Source organism: Clostridium sp. AM58-1XD (assembly GCF_003464085.1).
Taxonomy (GTDB): Bacteria; Bacillota; Clostridia; order Lachnospirales; family Lachnospiraceae; genus Lachnoclostridium_A.
Genome location: NZ_QSDR01000018.1, coordinates 20,772 through 40,413, shown reverse-complemented (window position 1 = coordinate 40,413; position 19,642 = coordinate 20,772). Strand labels below are relative to the sequence as shown.

The 19,642-nt window shown below is 47.9% G+C and carries 20 protein-coding genes and 2 pseudogenes; 3 read left to right on the top strand and 19 right to left on the bottom strand.

Annotated elements, in window-relative coordinates:
• Nucleotides 1-102: 102 nt before the first annotated feature.
• The 3 genes and pseudogenes from DXA13_RS12370 to DXA13_RS12360 form a co-directional block, all read right to left on the bottom strand.
• Nucleotides 103-890, bottom strand: a pseudogene (locus tag DXA13_RS12370) (DUF6282 family protein).
• A gap of 73 nt (nt 891-963) precedes the next feature.
• Nucleotides 964-1,179, bottom strand: coding sequence for a beta-propeller fold lactonase family protein (locus DXA13_RS22455; protein ID WP_347559847.1), 216 nt, complete (start codon nt 1,177-1,179; stop codon nt 964-966).
• A gap of 17 nt (nt 1,180-1,196) precedes the next feature.
• The gene (locus DXA13_RS12360; RefSeq protein ID WP_278287053.1) at nt 1,197-1,997 is read right to left on the bottom strand and encodes a beta-propeller fold lactonase family protein; all 801 of its coding nucleotides are present in this window, start codon (nt 1,995-1,997) and stop codon (nt 1,197-1,199) included.
• A 237-nt stretch (nt 1,998-2,234) separates the two neighbouring features.
• Here DXA13_RS12360 and DXA13_RS12355 point away from each other — a divergent pair, with 237 nt between their 5' ends.
• Together DXA13_RS12355 and DXA13_RS12350 are read left to right on the top strand one after the other, a co-directional pair.
• Nucleotides 2,235-2,423 (top strand): (2Fe-2S)-binding protein, encoded by a 189-nt coding sequence (locus DXA13_RS12355; protein ID WP_118244836.1) that lies wholly within the window; start codon nt 2,235-2,237, stop codon nt 2,421-2,423.
• A 376-nt stretch (nt 2,424-2,799) separates the two neighbouring features.
• Entirely contained in the window at nt 2,800-3,435 is a 636-nt protein-coding gene (locus DXA13_RS12350; RefSeq protein ID WP_118244835.1) for a DUF3885 domain-containing protein, read from the top strand.
• 67 nt (nt 3,436-3,502) lie between these two features.
• Here the strand turns inward: DXA13_RS12350 and DXA13_RS21820 are convergent, their stop codons facing one another.
• From DXA13_RS21820 to DXA13_RS12320, 7 genes are read right to left on the bottom strand one after another with little or no spacing between them, the layout of a single operon-like run.
• A complete protein-coding gene (locus DXA13_RS21820) occupies nt 3,503-3,718 on the bottom strand; it encodes a hypothetical protein (protein ID WP_243009099.1) in 216 nt (71 codons plus the stop codon).
• Between the two features lie 50 nt (nt 3,719-3,768).
• Nucleotides 3,769-4,845: an MATE family efflux transporter gene (locus DXA13_RS12345; RefSeq protein WP_243009098.1), complete on the bottom strand. Its 1,077-nt coding sequence runs from the start codon at nt 4,843-4,845 to the stop codon at nt 3,769-3,771.
• A complete protein-coding gene (locus DXA13_RS12340; RefSeq protein WP_118244834.1) occupies nt 4,838-5,437 on the bottom strand; it encodes a YcxB family protein in 600 nt (199 codons plus the stop codon). Before DXA13_RS12340 ends, DXA13_RS12345 begins: the two co-directional genes overlap by 8 nt.
• A gap of 12 nt (nt 5,438-5,449) precedes the next feature.
• Nucleotides 5,450-5,707 (bottom strand): hypothetical protein, encoded by a 258-nt coding sequence (locus DXA13_RS12335; protein WP_118244833.1) that lies wholly within the window; start codon nt 5,705-5,707, stop codon nt 5,450-5,452.
• Nucleotides 5,704-7,383 (bottom strand): TRAP transporter fused permease subunit, encoded by a 1,680-nt coding sequence (locus DXA13_RS12330; RefSeq protein WP_118244832.1) that lies wholly within the window; start codon nt 7,381-7,383, stop codon nt 5,704-5,706. The genes DXA13_RS12335 and DXA13_RS12330 overlap by 4 nt, the downstream gene beginning before the upstream one ends.
• Before the next feature lie 24 nt (nt 7,384-7,407).
• Nucleotides 7,408-8,529, bottom strand: coding sequence for a TAXI family TRAP transporter solute-binding subunit (locus DXA13_RS12325; protein ID WP_181995654.1), 1,122 nt, complete (start codon nt 8,527-8,529; stop codon nt 7,408-7,410).
• A 45-nt stretch (nt 8,530-8,574) separates the two neighbouring features.
• Nucleotides 8,575-9,276, bottom strand: a complete 702-nt coding sequence (locus DXA13_RS12320; protein ID WP_118244830.1) for an RraA family protein — start codon at nt 9,274-9,276, stop codon at nt 8,575-8,577.
• A gap of 308 nt (nt 9,277-9,584) precedes the next feature.
• Here DXA13_RS12320 and DXA13_RS12315 point away from each other — a divergent pair, with 308 nt between their 5' ends.
• On the top strand, nt 9,585-11,576 hold the full coding sequence (locus DXA13_RS12315; RefSeq protein ID WP_181995653.1) for a sigma 54-interacting transcriptional regulator: 1,992 nt from the start codon (nt 9,585-9,587) through the stop codon (nt 11,574-11,576).
• Nucleotides 11,577-11,585: 9 nt separating this feature from the next.
• Here the strand turns inward: DXA13_RS12315 and DXA13_RS22450 are convergent, their stop codons facing one another.
• The 9 genes and pseudogenes from DXA13_RS22450 to DXA13_RS12270 form a co-directional block, all read right to left on the bottom strand.
• A complete protein-coding gene (locus DXA13_RS22450; RefSeq protein ID WP_278287052.1) occupies nt 11,586-11,840 on the bottom strand; it encodes a YhcH/YjgK/YiaL family protein in 255 nt (84 codons plus the stop codon).
• Between the two features lie 40 nt (nt 11,841-11,880).
• A complete protein-coding gene (locus DXA13_RS22445; RefSeq protein WP_118244827.1) occupies nt 11,881-12,057 on the bottom strand; it encodes a YhcH/YjgK/YiaL family protein in 177 nt (58 codons plus the stop codon).
• Nucleotide 12,058: 1 nt separating this feature from the next.
• Nucleotides 12,059-12,991 (bottom strand): dihydrodipicolinate synthase family protein, encoded by a 933-nt coding sequence (locus tag DXA13_RS12300; protein ID WP_118244826.1) that lies wholly within the window; start codon nt 12,989-12,991, stop codon nt 12,059-12,061.
• Between the two features lie 308 nt (nt 12,992-13,299).
• Nucleotides 13,300-13,769 (bottom strand): annotated as a pseudogene (locus tag DXA13_RS12295) (chromate transporter).
• A gap of 62 nt (nt 13,770-13,831) precedes the next feature.
• Nucleotides 13,832-14,413, bottom strand: a complete 582-nt coding sequence (locus tag DXA13_RS12290; RefSeq protein WP_181995652.1) for a chromate transporter — start codon at nt 14,411-14,413, stop codon at nt 13,832-13,834.
• A gap of 199 nt (nt 14,414-14,612) precedes the next feature.
• Nucleotides 14,613-15,998, bottom strand: a complete 1,386-nt coding sequence (locus DXA13_RS12285) for an amidohydrolase (RefSeq protein ID WP_118244825.1) — start codon at nt 15,996-15,998, stop codon at nt 14,613-14,615.
• Nucleotides 15,999-16,128: 130 nt separating this feature from the next.
• A complete protein-coding gene (locus DXA13_RS12280) occupies nt 16,129-17,070 on the bottom strand; it encodes an ABC transporter permease (RefSeq protein ID WP_118244824.1) in 942 nt (313 codons plus the stop codon).
• 15 nt (nt 17,071-17,085) lie between these two features.
• Complete coding sequence (locus tag DXA13_RS12275; protein WP_118244823.1) at nt 17,086-18,102, bottom strand: ABC transporter permease; 1,017 nt, start codon at nt 18,100-18,102, stop codon at nt 17,086-17,088.
• Nucleotides 18,099-19,625, bottom strand: a complete 1,527-nt coding sequence (locus tag DXA13_RS12270) for an ABC transporter ATP-binding protein (RefSeq protein WP_118244822.1) — start codon at nt 19,623-19,625, stop codon at nt 18,099-18,101. The genes DXA13_RS12275 and DXA13_RS12270 overlap by 4 nt, the downstream gene beginning before the upstream one ends.
• Nucleotides 19,626-19,642 lie beyond the last annotated feature (17 nt).

Sequence of the window (19,642 nt, the reverse complement as noted above, 5' to 3'; positions counted from 1 at the left end):
GAATTCGTTCGGAATTCTACGCACTTAGCTGTCCAGCCTGATTATGATATCATTTTTTTCTTTTAAAAGTCAAGAAAATCTTTTTCATTTTGTTTCATACCTTTATTTTTGCCGGTCCAGTCCCAGCACATGTGCCGGATTTCTCTTTGTCATCAAATCGATATCGTCTTCTGCGATCCCGTGCTCTTCCAGATACTGGATGGATTCCGACAGGGACTCATACCAGTATGGATTCTGTGTCTGTCCCGCATCTGTAGCGATAATTGTATTTTTCGCCCCGATCTCATGAACTGCTTCCAGATTATCTTCCATATTTTTCTTATATGTACCGTCTCCCATGGGCTGGGCGTAACAGTGTTCCATAAACGCGCCATAATCCTCGGCCAGCCTCTTTTGCTGCCGGATTGTCAGTCCTACGAGGTTGGATTCCGGATGGGAAATAATAATCTTGTCAATTCCCATATTCCTGGCCGCCTCCGTGACGACAAAAATTTCATCCGGAGACAGATGGGAGGTGGCGAGCGCCGCGTCATAATCCTTCACCAGCTTCAGCACCGGCACCATCTCATCCACTATTTTCCCATTACGGACGCATGCAACGCCTCCAGATTTCCCTTTTCTTTTCATCGTAAATTCCGAATCAATCGTTGGAAGCCAAACAATTTTTCCGCCGATCTCCAGAGCTGTTTCTACCGCATACGGGTTCAGCCCGCCTGCCGCCTGATTCAGTGTTATTCCACCGAACATCTGGAATCTGCTACCGGCATATTTTTCATCTTTCATTTTATTGACGATTGCCGCTCTGGCAGCTGTAGGCATATGGTGCTCTTGATCACGATTCCTCTCACATCACGGCGGACGCCTTCTTCCATCAACTCTATATCACTCATTTTCCTCTCCCGTACATCAGGAGAAGAATGTACATGAGTATCGATCACACCTTTCAGATAATTCTTTTCCATCTCAGTCCCCCCTTTCATCCAGCCAGACCATGCATACCGGACTTTCTGTATGATAAACCATATCCGTATATGTCAGATCTCCATTTTCCGGATTGATCCGGAAAAAGCGAATATCATCGCTGTCCTCATTGGCTGCAGCCAGTCTGCTTCCGTCTGGAGTTAATGCCATAAATCTCGGCGTCTTTCCCAGGCAAGGGACATTGCCTGTCACTTTCAGATAGCCCGTGTTTTCATCTACAGAATAGATTGTAATGCTGTCATGTATCCTGTTGGCTCATAGAGGAAACGGCCGGACGGGTGGATTACAAGCGCGCTGGCCTGACCCTCTCCCACATAAGTTTCCGGCAGCGCCGAAACAATCTGCTTCGCCTGAAGCCTGCCTTTCTTCTCATCGAACAGGCAGAACGTGACGGAATTTCCCCTTTCATTTACAACGTAAAAAAAGCGGTTATTCGGGTGGATGGCCGCGTGGCGCGGTTCATCCAGTTCTCTGGCACGAAGAAAATCCGTCTGTTTCAGTGTTCCGTCCTCTATTTTTCGAAAGACGTTCACGCCACCATAACCGATTCCTCTCCCCTGGGCCGGTACAAACAGATATCCTCCTGTCCGGTCCCACAGGCACTGATGCGCATGGGAGACTCCTCCCTCTGCTTTACCCGGAAGTGCTGCTTTAAAAAACGGCTCATCCACACTTCCATCTGCATTCCGTCTCAGAACATTGACACACCCTCCCTGAAGAGAGGCTGCATAAAGAAAATGGTTTGACTGGTCAATTGTAAGAAATACAGGATTCCTTCCCACATTTCCTACCGTGTTGATATGCTGTATACCGCCATTTTCCAGAATTCGGAATGAACTGATCTCATTTTCGTCTCCATGGACTGTATACAGGAATTTCCTGTCTTTGTCCAGACATTGATAAGACGGATTCTCCATATTCTCAATGAGCTGAATATCCTTCATTTCTCCGTCTTCTGATATTTCGCAGACCTTCAGTCCCTTCCCCCGGGCATTGCGTTCCCGGGTGTCCTGCAGCCTACATAGACTATACTTTTCATAAAATTACTCCTTTAAGGAGTAAAACGTTCCTGTTGTTTGCTGATTTTATTTTATCACGGACCAGGCATTATGTCCAATTCATTAATCGGTGCACTCATATAAGCAAATACTTATACTTCGTCTTTTTTTTTACAGAATTTCTGTTCATCTTCGTTTTAGTGAATAAAGACTGTTCTTTTACGCATACTATCCCCGCAAAAGGAGGTGTACACCATGAATCTTGATAAAATTGTATGCAGCTGCATGAGCGTAACGAACGGAATGATCAAGGACGCCGTTGATTCCGGCGCCACCACTCTGGAAGAAGTACAGGAAATAACAGGCGCCGGCACTGTCTGCGGCGTCTGCCTGGACGATATCCAGCATCTGGTAGATGAATTTGTAGCCGAAAAGAACAAGTAAGAAAGAATCCCGCGAGCGGGATTCTCCGCCTGCGCCTTCGTCTTCACCTAATAAGGTTGTTTTTCCAATTTTAAGAAAAGCCATAGGATAGTTCGGTATCCTGTGGCTTTTCTGTTTTAGACCTACCCAAAAAACTTGAAGTAAACACCAATCTGCCGGCCTCAACTCCTGTTTTTCCTTCTCTTAACCGAGCAGAGGAAATCATTAAATATGAAATGATTTATTTTTAAAGTAAAGGGACAAGAGTAGATAAAGTATGGTATTATGATGATAAATCAATAATAGATGAAAGTCATTCCCAATGTCTGAAGGGAGGAACATGTGATGAGGATTGTTCGTGGAATCGATTTTATTGGTAAGGAACAGGTATTATAAGATGGGAAAACTTCACAAGTATTTTGAAAACGCGATAAGAACGATTGGCTTTGTTAACACAAAGTTGCCAACTGCCGTCTTTTATAGTACCCCAATTGGTATTCGATTTGAAATCGGAGGTAAAGAGGAAGTATATTTGCCGGATGATCAAGGAATGAACCCCGTTTATGTTAAAAATGCCTTTTGTCGTGCAAAAACATTGTTTCATGATTTGCCATGCCGCCCCAACCTTCTTAGGATAGATAATAATCCAGAAGAAGCAGGCGGGATTACCCTGCAAACGCTTTCGCATGTGGGGTTGCCTGCCCCAGATGAATCCATTCTGGAAAGACATATTGATGAGGGAGCCTGCTTTCTTCAAGAGCATTTATATTGGGATTTGACGAAAAGTAGTTGTCAGATTAACAGGCTGCTTTTCGAAATCATCAAAGGCGATATTGGCGGCTTCTCTTGTTTATGTTCCAATGTTTATTTGCTGAACACTGAAAATTTTGTCCTTTACCACCTGTATGATGATCGAGGCGCTGATATTGTTGCATATGATAAGCACTTATTGCTGCCTTTGTATCAGAAATACAAAGATTGGATTCTTCCATACGACAAAGCCAGAATCGACCAGCTATTTGCGGGAACGTAATGAATATCGTCAAATAAGTATTTTACAGGCACCTTTCCTTTCTATTCCTATCATCTTTCTTCGGATATCACCCGTCTTCCCTGTACATTTTTCTTATAAAAGCCGTGATCAGCGGGAGGGTAAGCAGAAAGGTTCCTGCATCTGCAATCGCCTGAGCGGACTTGAGGCCGGACAGCCCAAAGAACCTCACTCCCAAAAATACGGCAGGAATTAACAGCAGGCCGCTGCGCAGCGCCGAAATAAATGTGGCTCTGCCGCTCTCTCCAATTGTCTGAAACAGCATATTCGAACAGGCCGGCAGAGGCTGAAAAATCAACGAAAGGCTCTGGATCTTCAGGCGCCGCCGGCAATGTCCAGCACTCGAATGTCCGTGCTGAATTTATGGAGAATCATATCCGCTCCCCAGAAGCCGGCCATGGCAAAGCTGCTCAAAGCACATTCCCCTAAAATCACGGTAAAATAGAAGCTGTTTCTGACACGCCTGTATTTTTTTGCCCCATAATTAAACCCGGCTGCAGGCTGCATCCCCTGTCCGATTCCAATCATAATCGAAGAAATCAGACCACATATCCTGTTTACTATGCTGATTGCAGCCACGGCTGCATCTCCAAATACAGCCGCCTGATGATTCACTGCCATGCCGGAAATGCTGGTAAGGCCCTGTCTCGTCAGGCTGGGCATGCCGTTTTTTAATATCTGCAGAATCTCTTTCCGGCTTCTGCTGACCTTCTTTACAGACAGGCAGCACTGGGTCCGACCCTTTAGAAACATGCTGATCAGTATGGTAAAACTCACGGCCTGAGAGACAGCCGTAGAAATTCCTGCTCCGGCCATTCCCATATGAAAGCCATACATCAGCAGCGGATCACCTGCCATATTCAGTACCGCCCCTGCGCTAAGGCCCCGCATAGCCAGTGCCGCTCTGCCTTCATATCGCAGCAGGTTATTCAGCACACAGCTGCTTGCCATAAAAGGGGCAGCCAGCAGGATATAAAATCCATACGTCCTCGCATATGGCAGAATGGTTTCCGTACTTCCCAGCAGCCTCATAAAGGGCGTCAAAAAGCAGATTCCCACGATCCCCAAAGCGCCTCCGCCCCACAATGCCAGAAAGAAACCGGTTGAAGCAAAGCGAGAAGCTTCTTCCGTCTGTCTGCTTCCCAAAAAACGCGACACATTGCTCCCGCTCCCCTGCCCCAGCATAAATCCAACTGCCTGGATAATTGCCATGAGGTTGAAGACTACCCCAGCCGCTCCTCCTGCACTCGTTCCAAGCCGGCTCACAAAAAAGGTATCCACCAGGTTATACAGATTTGTTATCAACATACTGACGATCGTAGGACCACACAACTTTAAAATCAGTCCGTATACCGGCGCTTCTGTCATTTCCCTGTATTTCTGATCATCCATGACACTTCCGCCTGATTATATGCCGCTTATTTTCGATTCTGCAGGACAGCCTTTTCAGCAGAAACCGTTGAAACTCCTGAGGATTCTGACCCTTTAGGCTTTCAAAGGGAACCAGAACCGCCTGATTGCCTGATGTATAAATATAAATACAGTCCGGTGTGAGATAACAGCTCTGCGCCGTTTTATAGTCATATTCCTGACAGGCCAAGCCGTTTTCAGCCCTGATATGCTCCTGATAAAATTGAACTACGAGTTCTCCTCCTGCAGGCCCTTCCAAGTTTCTGCACAGAGTCCGTCGGAACACATAGGGGTGAACAAAGCCAAGCCACAGCATGATAAAGGAAAATCCGCCAATCAGCAGGATCGTAATCATTTCACCGATTCCGGCAGAACCGCCCTCTAATACATACCGGACGATCCTCCACAACAGACAGCCTGTCAGAAACAGACCCGGAAGCTTGATAAACAGCGGATGCTGTCGGCAGTGGTACCATAGATGAATCCTGCTGAAACTGTTGATTAATTCCGGCGAATAACAGTACTCTGCCTGATACACCGGTTTCCTTTTCACTTTTTTGCTGATGTCTCCCATAAAGATACCTCCTTATGCCGCCTGTACCCTCTTTTTTGCTACACGTCCCCGGATAATAATTTCAGCCAGAATAATGACGGCGCCTGCATAGCCTGCAATATCGGTTAACGATTCCGGGAGGCAGATGAAAATACCGCAGATCACGCAGATCACCCGTTCTGCCTTATTCAAAGTTGTTCCAAAATAACCTGCCAGTCCTATCGTAAGCACAAGCGTTCCAAATGCCAGTGTTCCTATGGCATATACAATTTCTGTAAAACTGCCGATCAAAAGGACGCCGGCTGGTATACAAATACAAACGGAGCCAGGAACGCACACATTGCATATGTAAATGCCTTCCATCCTGTTTTCCACGGGTTGGAATTGGCGATTCCGGCAGCCGTATAGCTGGCCACGCATACAGGAGGTGTAATCTGTGCAAAAATTCCAAAGTAAAACAGGAACATATTGGCCGGCAGAAGGTCAATTCCCATCTTCAGAAGCGTAGGCATAAACAGTACATAAGCGGTCAGATAAGAAGCTACGGTAGGCAGAGCCATTCCCAGCATCATACAGCCGAGCATGGCGACGAGAAGTCCGATCCACAGGTGTGTCGCTCCCAGAGAGCAGATCACGATGGAAAGCCTGGTCGCCAGACCTGTCATCGTAATAATACCGATAATAATTCCACAGCCGCATAAAGGCATTCCGACCGTAGCCGTACGTTTTGTAGCTATCATCAGTTCCTGAAGAAGCTGGGTAACGCTGCGGCGCCGTTCTTTCTTATCGATAAAGTTCAATAAAATAACGGACAGGATTGCATATAAAGCAGAACGCTGGATCGTAAATCCAAGTCCCATGGTTCCCATAAGAATGACAATCGGGCTGAGTAGATGTAGCCTTGGAAGAATCGGAGCATGCTCCGGCTTTACCACTTCAAATCCGATATCAGAATCTCTTTTCTTCTTTGCCAGCAGATCCACCATAACAAAGACAGCCGCATAATAGATCAGTCCAGGTCCCAAAGCGGCGCCTGCAATGGTCAGATAGTTAATTTCCAGCATATCCGCCATCAAAAAGGCTGACGTTCCCATGATCGGAGGCATGATCTGGCCTCCTGTAGAGGCCACTGCCTCTATGGCTCCGGACTCTTCCGGCGTATATCCGCATTTTTTCATCATAGGGATGGTAAATACGCCGGTGGACGCTACATTGGCAGCTGCAGAGCCGCTGATCATTCCGAACAGGCAGCTGGAGCATACGGCAGCCTTCGCCGGAGCGGAAGCATCATTGGACTTGGCGCCTGCCAGAAGTCCCATATCAATTAACACCTGTCCGCAGGCGCCTCCTGAAAAGAGCCCGCCGAATAACATCATCCAGAAGAGGAAGCCCGCCGCCGCGCTCAAGGCGGAACCATAGATACCTCCGTTGCCCATAATCATCAGTTCTGTAAATTTTCCCATATTCAGTCCCTGATAATAAAGGATACCAGGCAGCTTGGGCGCTACAAATCCGTAAGCGATTGCTACGAGAATAAATACTACCAGCGGCATGCCTACGGTACGGAATATTCCTCCGATAATAAGGACGATCACGAAAATACAGATCACCTTATCGTACCAGTACAGCGGATCCATGTAGGCCAGGCGCGTCACCAGACGTTTATACTGGCTGACGTGATATATCAGAATGCAGATTGAAGCAAAACAGCAGAACAGATCAAATGCTCCTGCCACAAATTTCCGGGCAGGCGAGTTGTCTTTCAGCTTGAACGGAACGTATAGGGTACAAAGAGCTCCAACCGAGGCTACATGGATCGGCCTGAGCATCATGGCCGGAAGCGGGTATATAAACGTGCGGTAACACTGGAATCCCAAATAAATCAATGTGATGAATACTGCCAGAGTTTCTCTTTTCGTATCGCGCAGAAAAACATCTTTCAGACTCATTCGCTGTGTACTCTCCATAGTCTTCTCCTTCCCATTGACATATTAACCGATCGGTTTTCCTTCACTGTCCAGCACGCCTGCATCCTGGAAATATTTAATCGCTCCGCTGTGAAGGGGAACCACCGTAATTTCTTCATCGATTGCGCCTTCCAATGTCATTCCTTTAAATGTCGGACATGTTTCTGCCAGTTTCTCTCTGTTCTCTACCATAACCTTTGTCAGAGTATAAGCTACTCGTTCATCCATGTCCTCGCTGACGATCAGGCTCGTTCCCAAATAGGCCGTACGGGCATCTTCCGGAAACTGGTCAAAGGTTCCTGCAGGAATGTAGCGCTCCGCAAATCCCCGTTCCAGAAGGCCGTCAACGATCTTATCGCTGAAGCCGCTGATGCTCACGTCTGTACTCATGGAAAGCTCTGTAATCGTTGCACTTGTAAGGGTAGACGCCATGCATATGATGTCGCAGGAACCGTCCTGCATCATCTCGCTGGCCGTATCGTTGCCTGTGTAGGTAATGCTGCCGCCCCAGGATTCGAATGTTTCTGCGTCGATACCGTAAATTTCGAAAATGTAGTTCAGCAGTACGTAGTCGGAAGAGCCAACATCCTCACTGCATATGCGGGCAGGATACTTGTTTTCGATAATTTCCTCAATCGTTGCGCATCCGCTCTTCTTTTTGAAAGACTCGCTGGCGACCTGCAGACAAACAGAGTTGCCTCCCGCTCCGAAAAGAGCACGTACCTTAGAATACGGCTCCCTGCCGTTAAAGCCTACCGTTGCAGAAAATGCATTCTGCCCTCTGCAGATATCCGCCTGACCTGCTTCAATCAGATAGCCGGAAGTGGACGTTCCGCCGGAGATCGTCTCCTGGGTCAGAGTAGAACCGGACGGAAGAATGCCGTCTTCACTGAGGAAGGTGATAATCGTACCGATATCCGTATAGTCGGAACCGCCGGAACCGGAGCTTGCAAAACGCAGCGTAATCGGTTCCGTAACGACCATGGGATTTGTTTCACCGTCGGCCTGAGCCTGTGCTTCTGTTCCTTCCGCCTGGCTTTTTCCTGCTGTTGTTTCTGTTTTTTCCGATGCTGTGTTTCCTCCGCATGCTCCTAAAAGCAGGCTGGCTGCAACTGTACACAAAATAGCTGTAAATCTTTTCTTCATACCTTTTCTCCTTTTTCTGTTCATTCTTGTGCAGCAGAGATACCCCTACTTATTTTTTTCATAGATACCATAAATGATTTCTACATTTTTCTCCTGAAGCGTCTTTTCCACCCATTCCCGGTTTAATTTTCCAAGAGGCGCATTTACTGTCTTTTCTTCATCCTTGCGTGCAAACGGAACTGCTTTTTCCAGTATGGCTTTTGCTTCCTGCCTTGGTATTACGAGAACTCCGTCCATATCGCCCAGAATGATATCACCTGGATTTACTACCACTCCCCCGCAGGTTACAGGTACATTTACTTCTCCCGGTCCCTGCTTGTACGGCCCTCTCGATGTGACTCCTGCGGCATACAAGGGCCAGTCCATATCTCTGACTGTATCGTAATCCCTGACCGGTCCATCTACGACAAAGCCTTCCACCCCTTTATACTGCATGAATCCAAACATGATTGCTCCGGCCAGGCTCCGCTCACGGCCTCCTTCATTATCCACAATGATTACATCCCCCGGTCCGGCCAGATTCATGGCCTCATGAATCATCAGATTGTCGCCGCTCCTTGTTTTTACAGTCAAAGCAACGCCTGCCATACTTTTATTCGGCTTTGACAGCAAATGGATGGACGAATGCATCACTCCCAGCCGCTCCATGCAGTCACAGACATTCGCAGTCGGCAGCCCCCGAAATTTTTCTACCAGATCCCGATCCGGCATTTCCCTCTCTGTGAAAACTCGAAATCCTACGGACATCCTCTTTCCTCCTCTTCTAAAGCACCCCATTTTATGGTTCTTGCCTGTACAATGCTTTTACTATATAAAAGAGCAAATCTTGTGCCAGCTCAAAGTCTTTTCACCATTTTCCATCATATAGTCCTCAAAGGAAAAATACCAGACGAAATAATTTCTTTTTTTCGCCGATTTTTTTTATCCTGAAAAATTCAGGGCAAAATAACGTTCCTATGTTATTTCATTTTATTTCACGATATGGTATATTAGAAATATATTGAAATAGCATGAAACAATCAAACGATATGAAATATACGGGAGGAAGAACCTGCATGATAAACGATATTATTATGCTTCTGCCGAATGAGGCTAATACCTATTATATCAAACAGATTCTGCAGCAGCAGAACATCAATATACCTGTTTATGAATCCTTTGGAGAAGAGGCTGTCGCCTTTGCCGGCCAGCAGATCAAGCAGGGCGCAAAGGTTATCATCAGCCGCGGAAGTACCGCCCATCTTCTGCAGGAAATTTTCACAATTCCGATTGTCGAAATCCGCTACACCTTTTACGAGTTTTCCGTCGCTATGAAAAAGGCGGTCAAAATCAGCCGGCGCATAGGCCTGGTTGGCTATAATGCCGCATTTGACCAGCCGGAGCTGTCTTCGTTTTTCCGTCTGGAACAGATGGAAGTCCGCATTATCAAAGACCCGATTCAAACAAAACAGGTTCTTACCGAACTGAAAAACATGGGAATTGAGCTGATTATCAGCGGCCAGAAGATTGGAAGAATCGCCAAGAGCATAGGTCTGGAATCCGTAACCATCCGAGTCAATACAAAGAACGTTCTGGACGCATTGCAGGATGCACAGTATTTAAGGAATCTGGAAACAGAAAAGCAGAAGCAGTTTGAAAGCATATCGGCTCTGCTTGACTCCACACAGGAAGGAATCCTCTCCATCGACAAGCAGGGCATGATTCTCTCCTCCAACCGGATTTCCCAGGAAATCATGGGGGTTCGTATTCCCCATGCTTCAGTATACGATTACTTCCCACGCAGCCTGATCAAGCAGATTCTCAGCGGTATGCCCCTATACAACGAAGTCGTTTCCCTCAATCGTGAAAATGTGCTTTTCAGCGGCATAGCCACTCTGCTGGATGACGTGGTAACAGGAGCCGTGCTGACCTTCCAGCCGGCCTCCGACATACGGCGCAAAGAATATGAGCTGCAGAAAAAGGCCCGTGCCAAGGGCCATATTGCCAAAAATACGTTTAACCATATCATCGGGAAAAGCCCGGCTCTCATGGAAGCAAAGGCTCAGGCTCTGCTGTTTGCCGTTACGGAAAGCAGCGTACTGATTTACGGTCCTACCGGTACAGGCAAAGAACTTTTTGCCCAGGGCATACATAATGCCAGTCCCAGAAAACATAAGCCTTTTGTGGCCATCAACTGTGCTGCTCTGCCTGAAAGCGTTCTGGAGAGCGAACTTTTCGGATATGTAAAAGGCGCCTTTACAGGCGCCAGACCGGAGGGAAAGATCGGTATTTTTGAGCAGGCCCATACAGGGACCATATTTTTGGATGAGATCAGCGAGATTTCCCCTGCCGTTCAGGCCAGGCTTCTCCGCGTCATTCAGGAACGGGAGATTACACGGATCGGAGACGATAAGATCATACCTGTAGATGTACGAATCATCGCCTCCACCAACCGGAATCTGCTGGATGAAATCGAAAATAAAAGTTTTCGCGAAGACCTTTACTATCGCCTCAGCGTCTTAAATTTAAATATTCCGCCTTTAAACAGCCGGAAAGAAGATATTCCTCTTCTCGTAGAATATTTTTTATCCTATTTCAGTCAGAACTCAGACAGGCCTCAACCTGTTCTCGCTCCGGATGCCCTCCTGCCCCTCCAGAATTTTACATGGCCGGGAAATATCCGGCAGCTGCGCAATATTGTGGAATGTGCCGTCGCCCTCTGCCAGCACGGGGAAATCACAAGACAGCTGATGGAAACCGTTCTGAAAATCTCCGGTCAGATGATGACGAAATCCCGTTCAGCCCCGGCTGTTCCCTCATGTTCAGGTACAGCTGGTTCCTTTGTCTCTTCGGCTGAGGCCGAATTCCCGGCGTCTTCTTCCGCTTATTTTTCTTCCCGGTCTTCTACGCCGCCCACCTTTTACCAGTCTATGGCTGAGGCCGAGCGGGAAAAAACATTTTCCGTGCTGGCTGCGTGCAAAGGGAATAAGACAATGGCTGCCAAAGAGCTGGGAATCGGTTATACGACTCTATGGAGACGGCTGAAAAAATATGGAATGCAGTCCTGAGCGAATACCTTATGTTTCCTGCTCAATTGCCACTTTTATAACCGCTTTATTGTTGACCGAGCATTTTCCCGGGTTCAAACAGGTGGCATGGGCATCATCTGGAAATAAAATCAAGAAATCTCCCTTTTTCATGTGGGTCATAAAGCCATGTCCGTCGTTGGCATAGAGGATTTTATCTGCCTTTTCGTCATATTCCGTACTTGGCTTTATCTCACTCACCGGGCAGTAGCCGATTACTTCCTCGCCCTCTAAAAGATACTGGATATCAATGTCCTTCCTGTGGCTTTCCCACTTTGCTTCCTCTTCATTTTTCGTGGCAAATCCTTTTTTTTATAATAATCAGAACCTTGCCGTCTGCAATCGGGTATCTTCCCGGTTCCATCTCATTTAAGTCGTGAGCCTTCATATAATCCAGGGCCGCCTTTAAGTTAGGGGAAATTTTCCTGTAAATATCTGCATTTTTAATCGAATCGAATATCATTTTATAACCTCTCTCCTTTTCCGTCTGTAATCACATACGCTGCCTCATTTTTTGTCTTTCTGAGAATACCTTCCAGAATCATTTTATGCTCTTCCTCCAGAGGAAGCAGGGGACGCCTCGGGAATCCGCCCCTTCCGCCGGCCAGATCCACTGCTGCTTTCAAGCCTGGAATACCGAAACGTCCGGTTACCGCCTTGTTGGCTTCCATAAGAGCCAGCTGCAGTTTTACCGCCTTTTCCATATCGCCTGCCTTGGCGAGCTCGTACAGTTCCACGCATTCATCAGGGAATATATTGGCCAGGGCCAGCGTGCCTCCCTTTCCACCGGCTGCTGTGACTGGCAGAAGAAAGCTGGCGCTTCCGGCAAATACGGCGAAATCATCCGGTGTATCCCGTATCGTTTCCATAATCTGAACAATATTTCCGCCGCTGTCCTTTATACCGATTATATTGGGATGGGCAGACAGTTTCTTAACCAGAGCCGAGGAAATATTCACTCCGGAATTGCCCGGCATGTTATAGAGTACAATGGGAATCGGACTTTTATCCGCCACATCATTGAAAAACACTTCCATAACCGGTTCCTTCATGGCCCCTTTGTAATAATTGGGATTTAAAACAAGGGCGGCGGCTGCCCCGGCCTCTGACGCATATTTGCACAGTTCAATGGTCGCAGCCGTAGATTCACAGCCGCAGCCTGCGATTACACGCTTTCCCGGCGCGGTCAGACTGCAGACAGCCTTGATGACTTCTCTCTTCTCCTGTTCCGTCAAAAATACAAACTCACCGTTTGACCCCATAACAACAATCCCCGCCAGCCTGCTGGGATTCCACAGCGTCTCCATGTTTTCCTTCATGGCCTCCATATCGATGGGGCCAAATCCTCCGTCAAAGGGGATGGGAATCGGAGCATAAATTCCTTCCATCTGAAACATAATGAATTACCTTCCTTTCTGTACAGCGGTATTGATTTTTATCTGCCGCCTTTTACATATCTAAAAGCAAAACTTATGCCAGGTTTATGTTATATATATTTTCAAAAATAATCAGAGCCTGCTGGAATATTGAAATAGAAATGCCCTCGATGCCAGACTCTGTTCCAAGGCTTTTGCCAGGTAACCTGATCCGTCATCAAGGGCAGTACTTTTTCGTTTTTTGCAGCATGCTCTTGTCATTTTTGATAATTGTAATATTTCTGATACGATAACACTTATATCTCCATGGCTTATACAATTTCGGCCGTTTATCCCATAATCAGTCCCAGCAAAGCTCCCAGCAGGATCGTCTTTGGCACGGACAGCTTAAACTTGTACATCAGCGCCCCCACGATCGCGGCAATCGCCACGAGATTCCATCCGATTCCAAAGGGACCCGTCCCTGTTATAAAGGTCTCCTGTCCCTGGGATACGACGACTGCCGCCAGCATTCCGATACATACGGGCCGGATACCTACAAACAGCCATTCCAGATACTTGTTCCCCTTAAATTTCGTAATAAAGTGCGCAGCCAGCATACAGAGCGTCAAAGACGGCATCATCGTGCCCAGGTTTGCACAGAAAGCTCCCAGCCATCCGACTGTACGGAATCCCACGAGGATGCGCTGTTAATCCCCAGGGAGCCCGGCGTCATCTCTGCCACGGCTACGATGTCCAGCACCTCTTCCGGCGTCATCCATCCATACTTCAGCACGATATCGCTGATTACGGGGATCATCGTCATACCGCCGAAGCTGCAGAACCCGACCTTCATGAAAGACCAGAAAAGCAGCAGATAGATCATGGCTGACCACCTTCCTTTCCGTCTCTCATCTTCCTGTCCTGTATGATTCCCAGCATTAGGCCGAATACGGCGCCCAATATTACCACCATCGGTTTACTGACCTTTGTAAATGCACAGACCAGAAATGCTGCAGCCATAATCACATAGCTGATTTTAGATACGAGAGCCTGTCCCTTCATCTTCCAGGATGCGCCGATGATCACTGGGATAACTGCGCTCCGCACCCCGTTTAATACCCTGTTGATCGTATGAATCTGCTTCATTGCCGTATAAAAATATGTAACAAGAGCAAACACCAGCAGAGCCGGCGCGGAGAGCCCAAGAGTCGCCGCAAATGCTCCGGCAGGACCAGCCACCGTATAGCCGAACATGACTGATATATTCATGATCATCAGGCCGGGAAGAGACCTTCCTACCGACATAAAGTCCAGAATCTGTTCTTCCGTCACCCAATGGCGCCTTTCCGTAAATTCTTCCTGCATCTGGGCCACGATTCCCCAGCCGCCGCCGAATGTAAAACATCCGATTTTAAACATCACACAGAAGATGGTTCCGATTTTTTTCCATTTTTCCCACATAAAAATCCCTCATTTCTTCTATATATCATACCGCGTTCCATAAGGGACGTCCAATATGAAAAAACCAATGCCAGCCATAAGGGAATACTAATCTTTAGTTTTCGCAGCGAACTGGCTGAGGGAAGGCTGGGATACAAAGAGTTCCTTTGCCGCCTTTGTTATGTTCCGGCATCAGGTCAGCTGGAATAAGTCCATTTCTTTACCAAATATTTGTAAACTCATTACGAAGCACTCTGTCACATACTTCCTCGCCCTTCTTAACCAGCTCTTCTTCATCCACATTCGTCAGGCGTCCGTCCTTGACTACAACCTCACCGTTTACCATAGTCATCCAGACAGGGCCGGTTACGCCGCCTCTGGCCAGCATGTTCTTAGGATCATGAAGCATACCCGTCATCTCGATTCCGTTTAAATCCACCATGAAAAGGTCGGCGCCTTTGCCTTCCTCCAGAGATCCCAGGTCCATACGCCCCAGGGTCTTTGCCCCATTCACCGTAGCAATCTTCAGCATATCATAGGAAGACAGACATGTTCCCCTTTCCTTGCTGTGGTACGCCTGCATGAGGTAAGCCATTCTCAAAGAATCCAGAAGGTTGGAACTGTCGTTTGTGGCTGAACCGTCACAGCCAAGGCTGATCAGGACATTTTCCTTCATCATGGCTCTCATGTCCAGGATTGGAAAACCACCCAGCACAGCCGGCGCCGGACAGTGGGACACACCTGTTCCCGTGCGGCCCAGAATCTTGAATTCTTCCGGCGTCAGCTCCCATCCATGGGCGATCCAGACATCTTCTCCTACAAAGCCGATGTCTTCACACCATGCCAGGGTACGCTTTCCATACCGTTCTTCGATTCCGGCACATTCGCCTTCTCCCAGGTGGGTGTGAAGATGAACGCCCAGCTTCCTTGCCAGCTTCGCCGATTCCACGAATGTTTCGGCATAACAGTTGATCGGCTGGCACGGAGATATTACGATCTGGCTCATGGAAAATGGCTTCGGATCGTGGTATTTTGCAATGATTCTCTCACAGTCAGCGAGGAATTCATCGGTGCTCTCCACCATCTCTTCCGGTATGGAGCTTCCTTTTTCTCTCGGCAGCGTATTGGCTCCGCGCCCTGCATGGTAGCGGATTCCCAGAAGGCCGGCCGCCTCCATCTGACGGTCAACAGGGCGGTTCCCCGTTTTCTTCGTATAACAGTACTGATGGTCAAAGGCACACGTACAGCCATGTTTCAGCAGGTCGCCCATCGCGGTCAGGGAAGAATAATAGATCACGTCATCGTCAATTTCCTTGAATATCCTGTAAATCTTATCAATCCAGTCCATAACCATCAAATTCGGATAATCGATGGTGAGCAGATTTCTCACAAATGTCTGGAAAAAGTGATGGTGTGTATTGATGAGGCCCGGATAAACGAATTTATCCTCTGCATCGATCACTTCTGCGCTCTCGTCCTGAATATCTTTTCCTATTTTTACGATCTTCGGTCCGTCAATCAGCAGATCGCAGTCCCAGAATACTTGATCTTTCTCATCACATGTCACAATGGCTCTGGCATTTTTAATCAGTTTTTTATTCGTCATGATAAACTCCTCCTCTTTTATCTTATAAGCATTCGCGTTTTACTCTTTCAATCTGTTCCCTTATCCATTGTCCTGTATCACAGGCCTGTGCCTGTCCTCTGTGGCCGCCTGTGCAGAACTTGACTGCCGATTATCTGGAGCCTCTCACATATGGAATTCCCAATGCTTCCGGTTCGCTGCTCTTTCCAATAGAACCAAGAAGAGCTACCAGCGTAATGATGTACGGAAGCATCGCCAGAGCCTGGGTAGGAAGGGGCACGCCCATCGCCTGAAGTCTGATCTGAAGTGCGTTGGCTCCTCCAAATACGAGAGCCGCTCCAAACATCCCGAGAGGCGTATAGCGCCCCAGAATAACTGCCGCCAGTGCGATATATCCTCGTCCTGATATCATGTTTTCCGTAAATTTCCCCAACTGCACCAGCACCAGACAGGCGCCGCCGATACCGCCCAACATGCCGTTGACAGCGATTGCCGCCCACTGATACCGGTATACTGGGATTCCGGCCGCGTCCGCCGCTCTCGGATGTTCCCCGATCGCCGTAAATGCCAGCCCTGCTCCCGTCTTTTTGTAGAATAATACGGCCAGTACGACCAGCACATATACGAGATACGTCAGGATATCCTGGTTAAAAAATGCATTGCCTACCAGTGGAATCTTTGAAAGAAGGGGGATTTCAATGGCGGAAAGAGTAGTTACCTGCTGATACGACTGACCGGCCGACATCAGCTTGTATAAAAAGCTGGTCACTCCAAGCATGAAGATGTTCAGCGCAATTCCGCTGACAGACTGGTTCTGTGACAGCTTGATGCACAGGTACCCGTGAATTGCGCTGACTGCCATTCCCCCCAACATGCCGCAGAGGAGACCGATGAAAATATTTCCGCTGAAAAAGGCTCCTGCAAATGAGAAAAAGGCTCCGCCCAGCATGACGCCTTCCATACCGATATTCAGGATTCCCGCCTTTTCCAGGAACGTCTCTCCAAGTCCCGCGTAGATCAGAGGCACGGCCATACGCACTGCTGCCGTCAGAAATGCTGTCAGAAACGTCATTGTAAAAATCTGCTGTAACATTTTTCGGTACCTCCTCTATTTCTTCTTTTTCAACTGGAACATCTTCTTGCCAAGTACAAGAAGGACGACAAGTCCTACTAAAATATTCACGATGGCAGAAGGTACTCCCATCTGGCGCTGCATGGAGTTGGCTCCCACCTGCATGGCGGCAAATCCCACGGCGGAAAAGAACACGCCGACCGGATGGTTGGAGGCCAGAAGAGCCACCAGAACCGCCGTATATCCACAGTCAGAGGAAATTCCTTCCAACAGTTTTTTCTGAATTCCCAGCACCTCTACAACGCCGGCCAGTCCAGCCAGCCCGCCGCTTAAAAATGCGGAAATAATCGTATTTTTCATAACAGAGATTCCGCTGCACTTGGCCGCTCTCCTGTTGGAACCTACCACCTTCAACTCATACCCGACCGTGGTCTTTTCCATGAGAATCCATACGATAACGACCGCCGCTATAGCGATCAGAAATCCCATATTGAGGCGGGTCGGAGGCATGAGCAGCTTAAATGCTGCAGAAGCTTCAATTCTGGCCGACTGAGGTACGCTTCCCGCCGGATCCATCAGAAATGTTCTGACTGCGATCCCCATGAAATTGATGGATATGTAGTTCAGCATGATCGTCACAATAATCTCCGATATTCCGAACTTTGCCTTAAATACAGCCGCAATCAAGGCCCACAAACCGCCGCAAAGGAAACCGGCCAGCATGGAAAGAATGATTCTGGCCGGTCCCGGTACGGATGTAAGCCCGAGGGCAACGGAGGCCGCCGCTACCGCTCCCATATAGAACTGTCCTTCCGCACCGATGTTGAAGAATCCTGTTTTAAATGCGACTGCACATCCCAGTCCTGTGAGGATCAGAGGCGTTGCCTTTACAAAAATCTCACAGAAATTACTCATGTTTCCAAAAATGCCCTTGAAGAACATCTGGTATGCTTCCAGAGGGCTTGCGTTGGACAGGATAATCAGCAGGGTTCCGGCCGCTATGGTAATAAGGGCTATCCATACGATGGAAAGATATGATTTTTTCTGACTCATTTCCTGATCTCCTCCTCTGTGATACCGCCCATCATCAGGCCGATTTTTTCCATTGTAACATGTTCTCTGTCGAGGACGCCCATAATCCGTCCTCCGAACATCACTGCGATTCTGTCGCTCAGAGCCATGATCTCTTCCAGATCGGCAGAGATCAGAAGGACGCTGCCTCCTTTATTCCTGTGGTTCATCAGAACCTGACGCACAAACTCTGTCGCACCGATATCCAGACCGCGGGTCGGCTGATTGGCAATTACCAGTTTTGCATTTTCGGAAACCTCTCTGGCTACAATGACCTTCTGCTGGTTTCCGCCGGACATCAGGCGGACAATCGTATCGCCCTTTGACGTACCGGAGGTCTTGATTTTGTAATCCTCAATCGCTGCCGCCGCCCTGTTTTTCATCAACTTCTTATTCATAAACGACAAGCGGGAATACGGCTGCCTGTCATAATCCCTGAGCATGAGATTTTCTTCCACATTCATAGCAAGTACAAGGCCGTCCGCATGACGGTCGTCCGAGATGTAGGAAATCCCCTTTTTAAACCGCTGCTTCACGGTATCCTTGGCAATGTCCTCTCCACAGAACTCGATTTTTCCTTCCGTCGCTTTCCGGACGCCTGCAATGACCTCCGCCAGTTCTTTCTGACCGTTGCCGTCCACTCCCGCAATCCCAAGGACTTCTCCCTTTTTAATGTCCAGACAGATATCGGAGAGAAATTCCGGCTGTTTCGGCTTGATGATGCTCACATGGTTTAATACGAGCGCCTTCTCTTCTGAAGACTTCCCTTCTGTCACAAATCCGCTGTTCAGCTGTCTTCCGATCATGTAATTGGAAAGCTCCGCCGGGTTTGTTTCTGCCGTCACAAGGTCTATAATCTTCTTTCCGTCTCTTAAAATCGTCACCCTGTCGCTGATACTCATAATTTCACTCATTCGATGGGTGATGATGATAACTGCATATCCCTCTTCCTTCAGTTTTCTCAATACTTCAAAAAAGTGCTCCGTTTCAGAAGGTGTGAGAACGCCTGTAGGCTCATCCAGAATCAGCAGGTCCACGTTGCGGTAAAGGGCCTTTAAGATTTCCACCCTCTGCTGCTGCCCAACGGAAAGCTGGTTTACCAGGGCCGACGGATTCACTTTCAGGCCGTATTTCTCTGCCAAACTCAGAATCTGTTCTCTGGCCTGCCCTCTGTTAAGGGCCTTCCCGCCGGTTTCCAGTCCAAGTATAATATTATCCAGAACCGACAGTTTCTGTACAAGGGAAAAATGCTGATGTACCATACCGATACCGCTTTCAATCGCAGCCTTTGGAGATGGAAAATGCACTTCTTCCCCTTTCCAGAAGATTTCTCCCTGATCAGCAGAATAAATTCCGAACAGAATGTTCATCAAAGTGGTCTTTCCGGCTCCGTTTTCTCCCAGCAGGGCGTGTATTTCGCCTTTCGCTACGGACAGGCTGATATCTTCATTGGCATATACCCCTGAAAATGCCTTGCTGATATGCTTCATTTCCAAAATGCCCATTGACGTTTTCTCCTTCT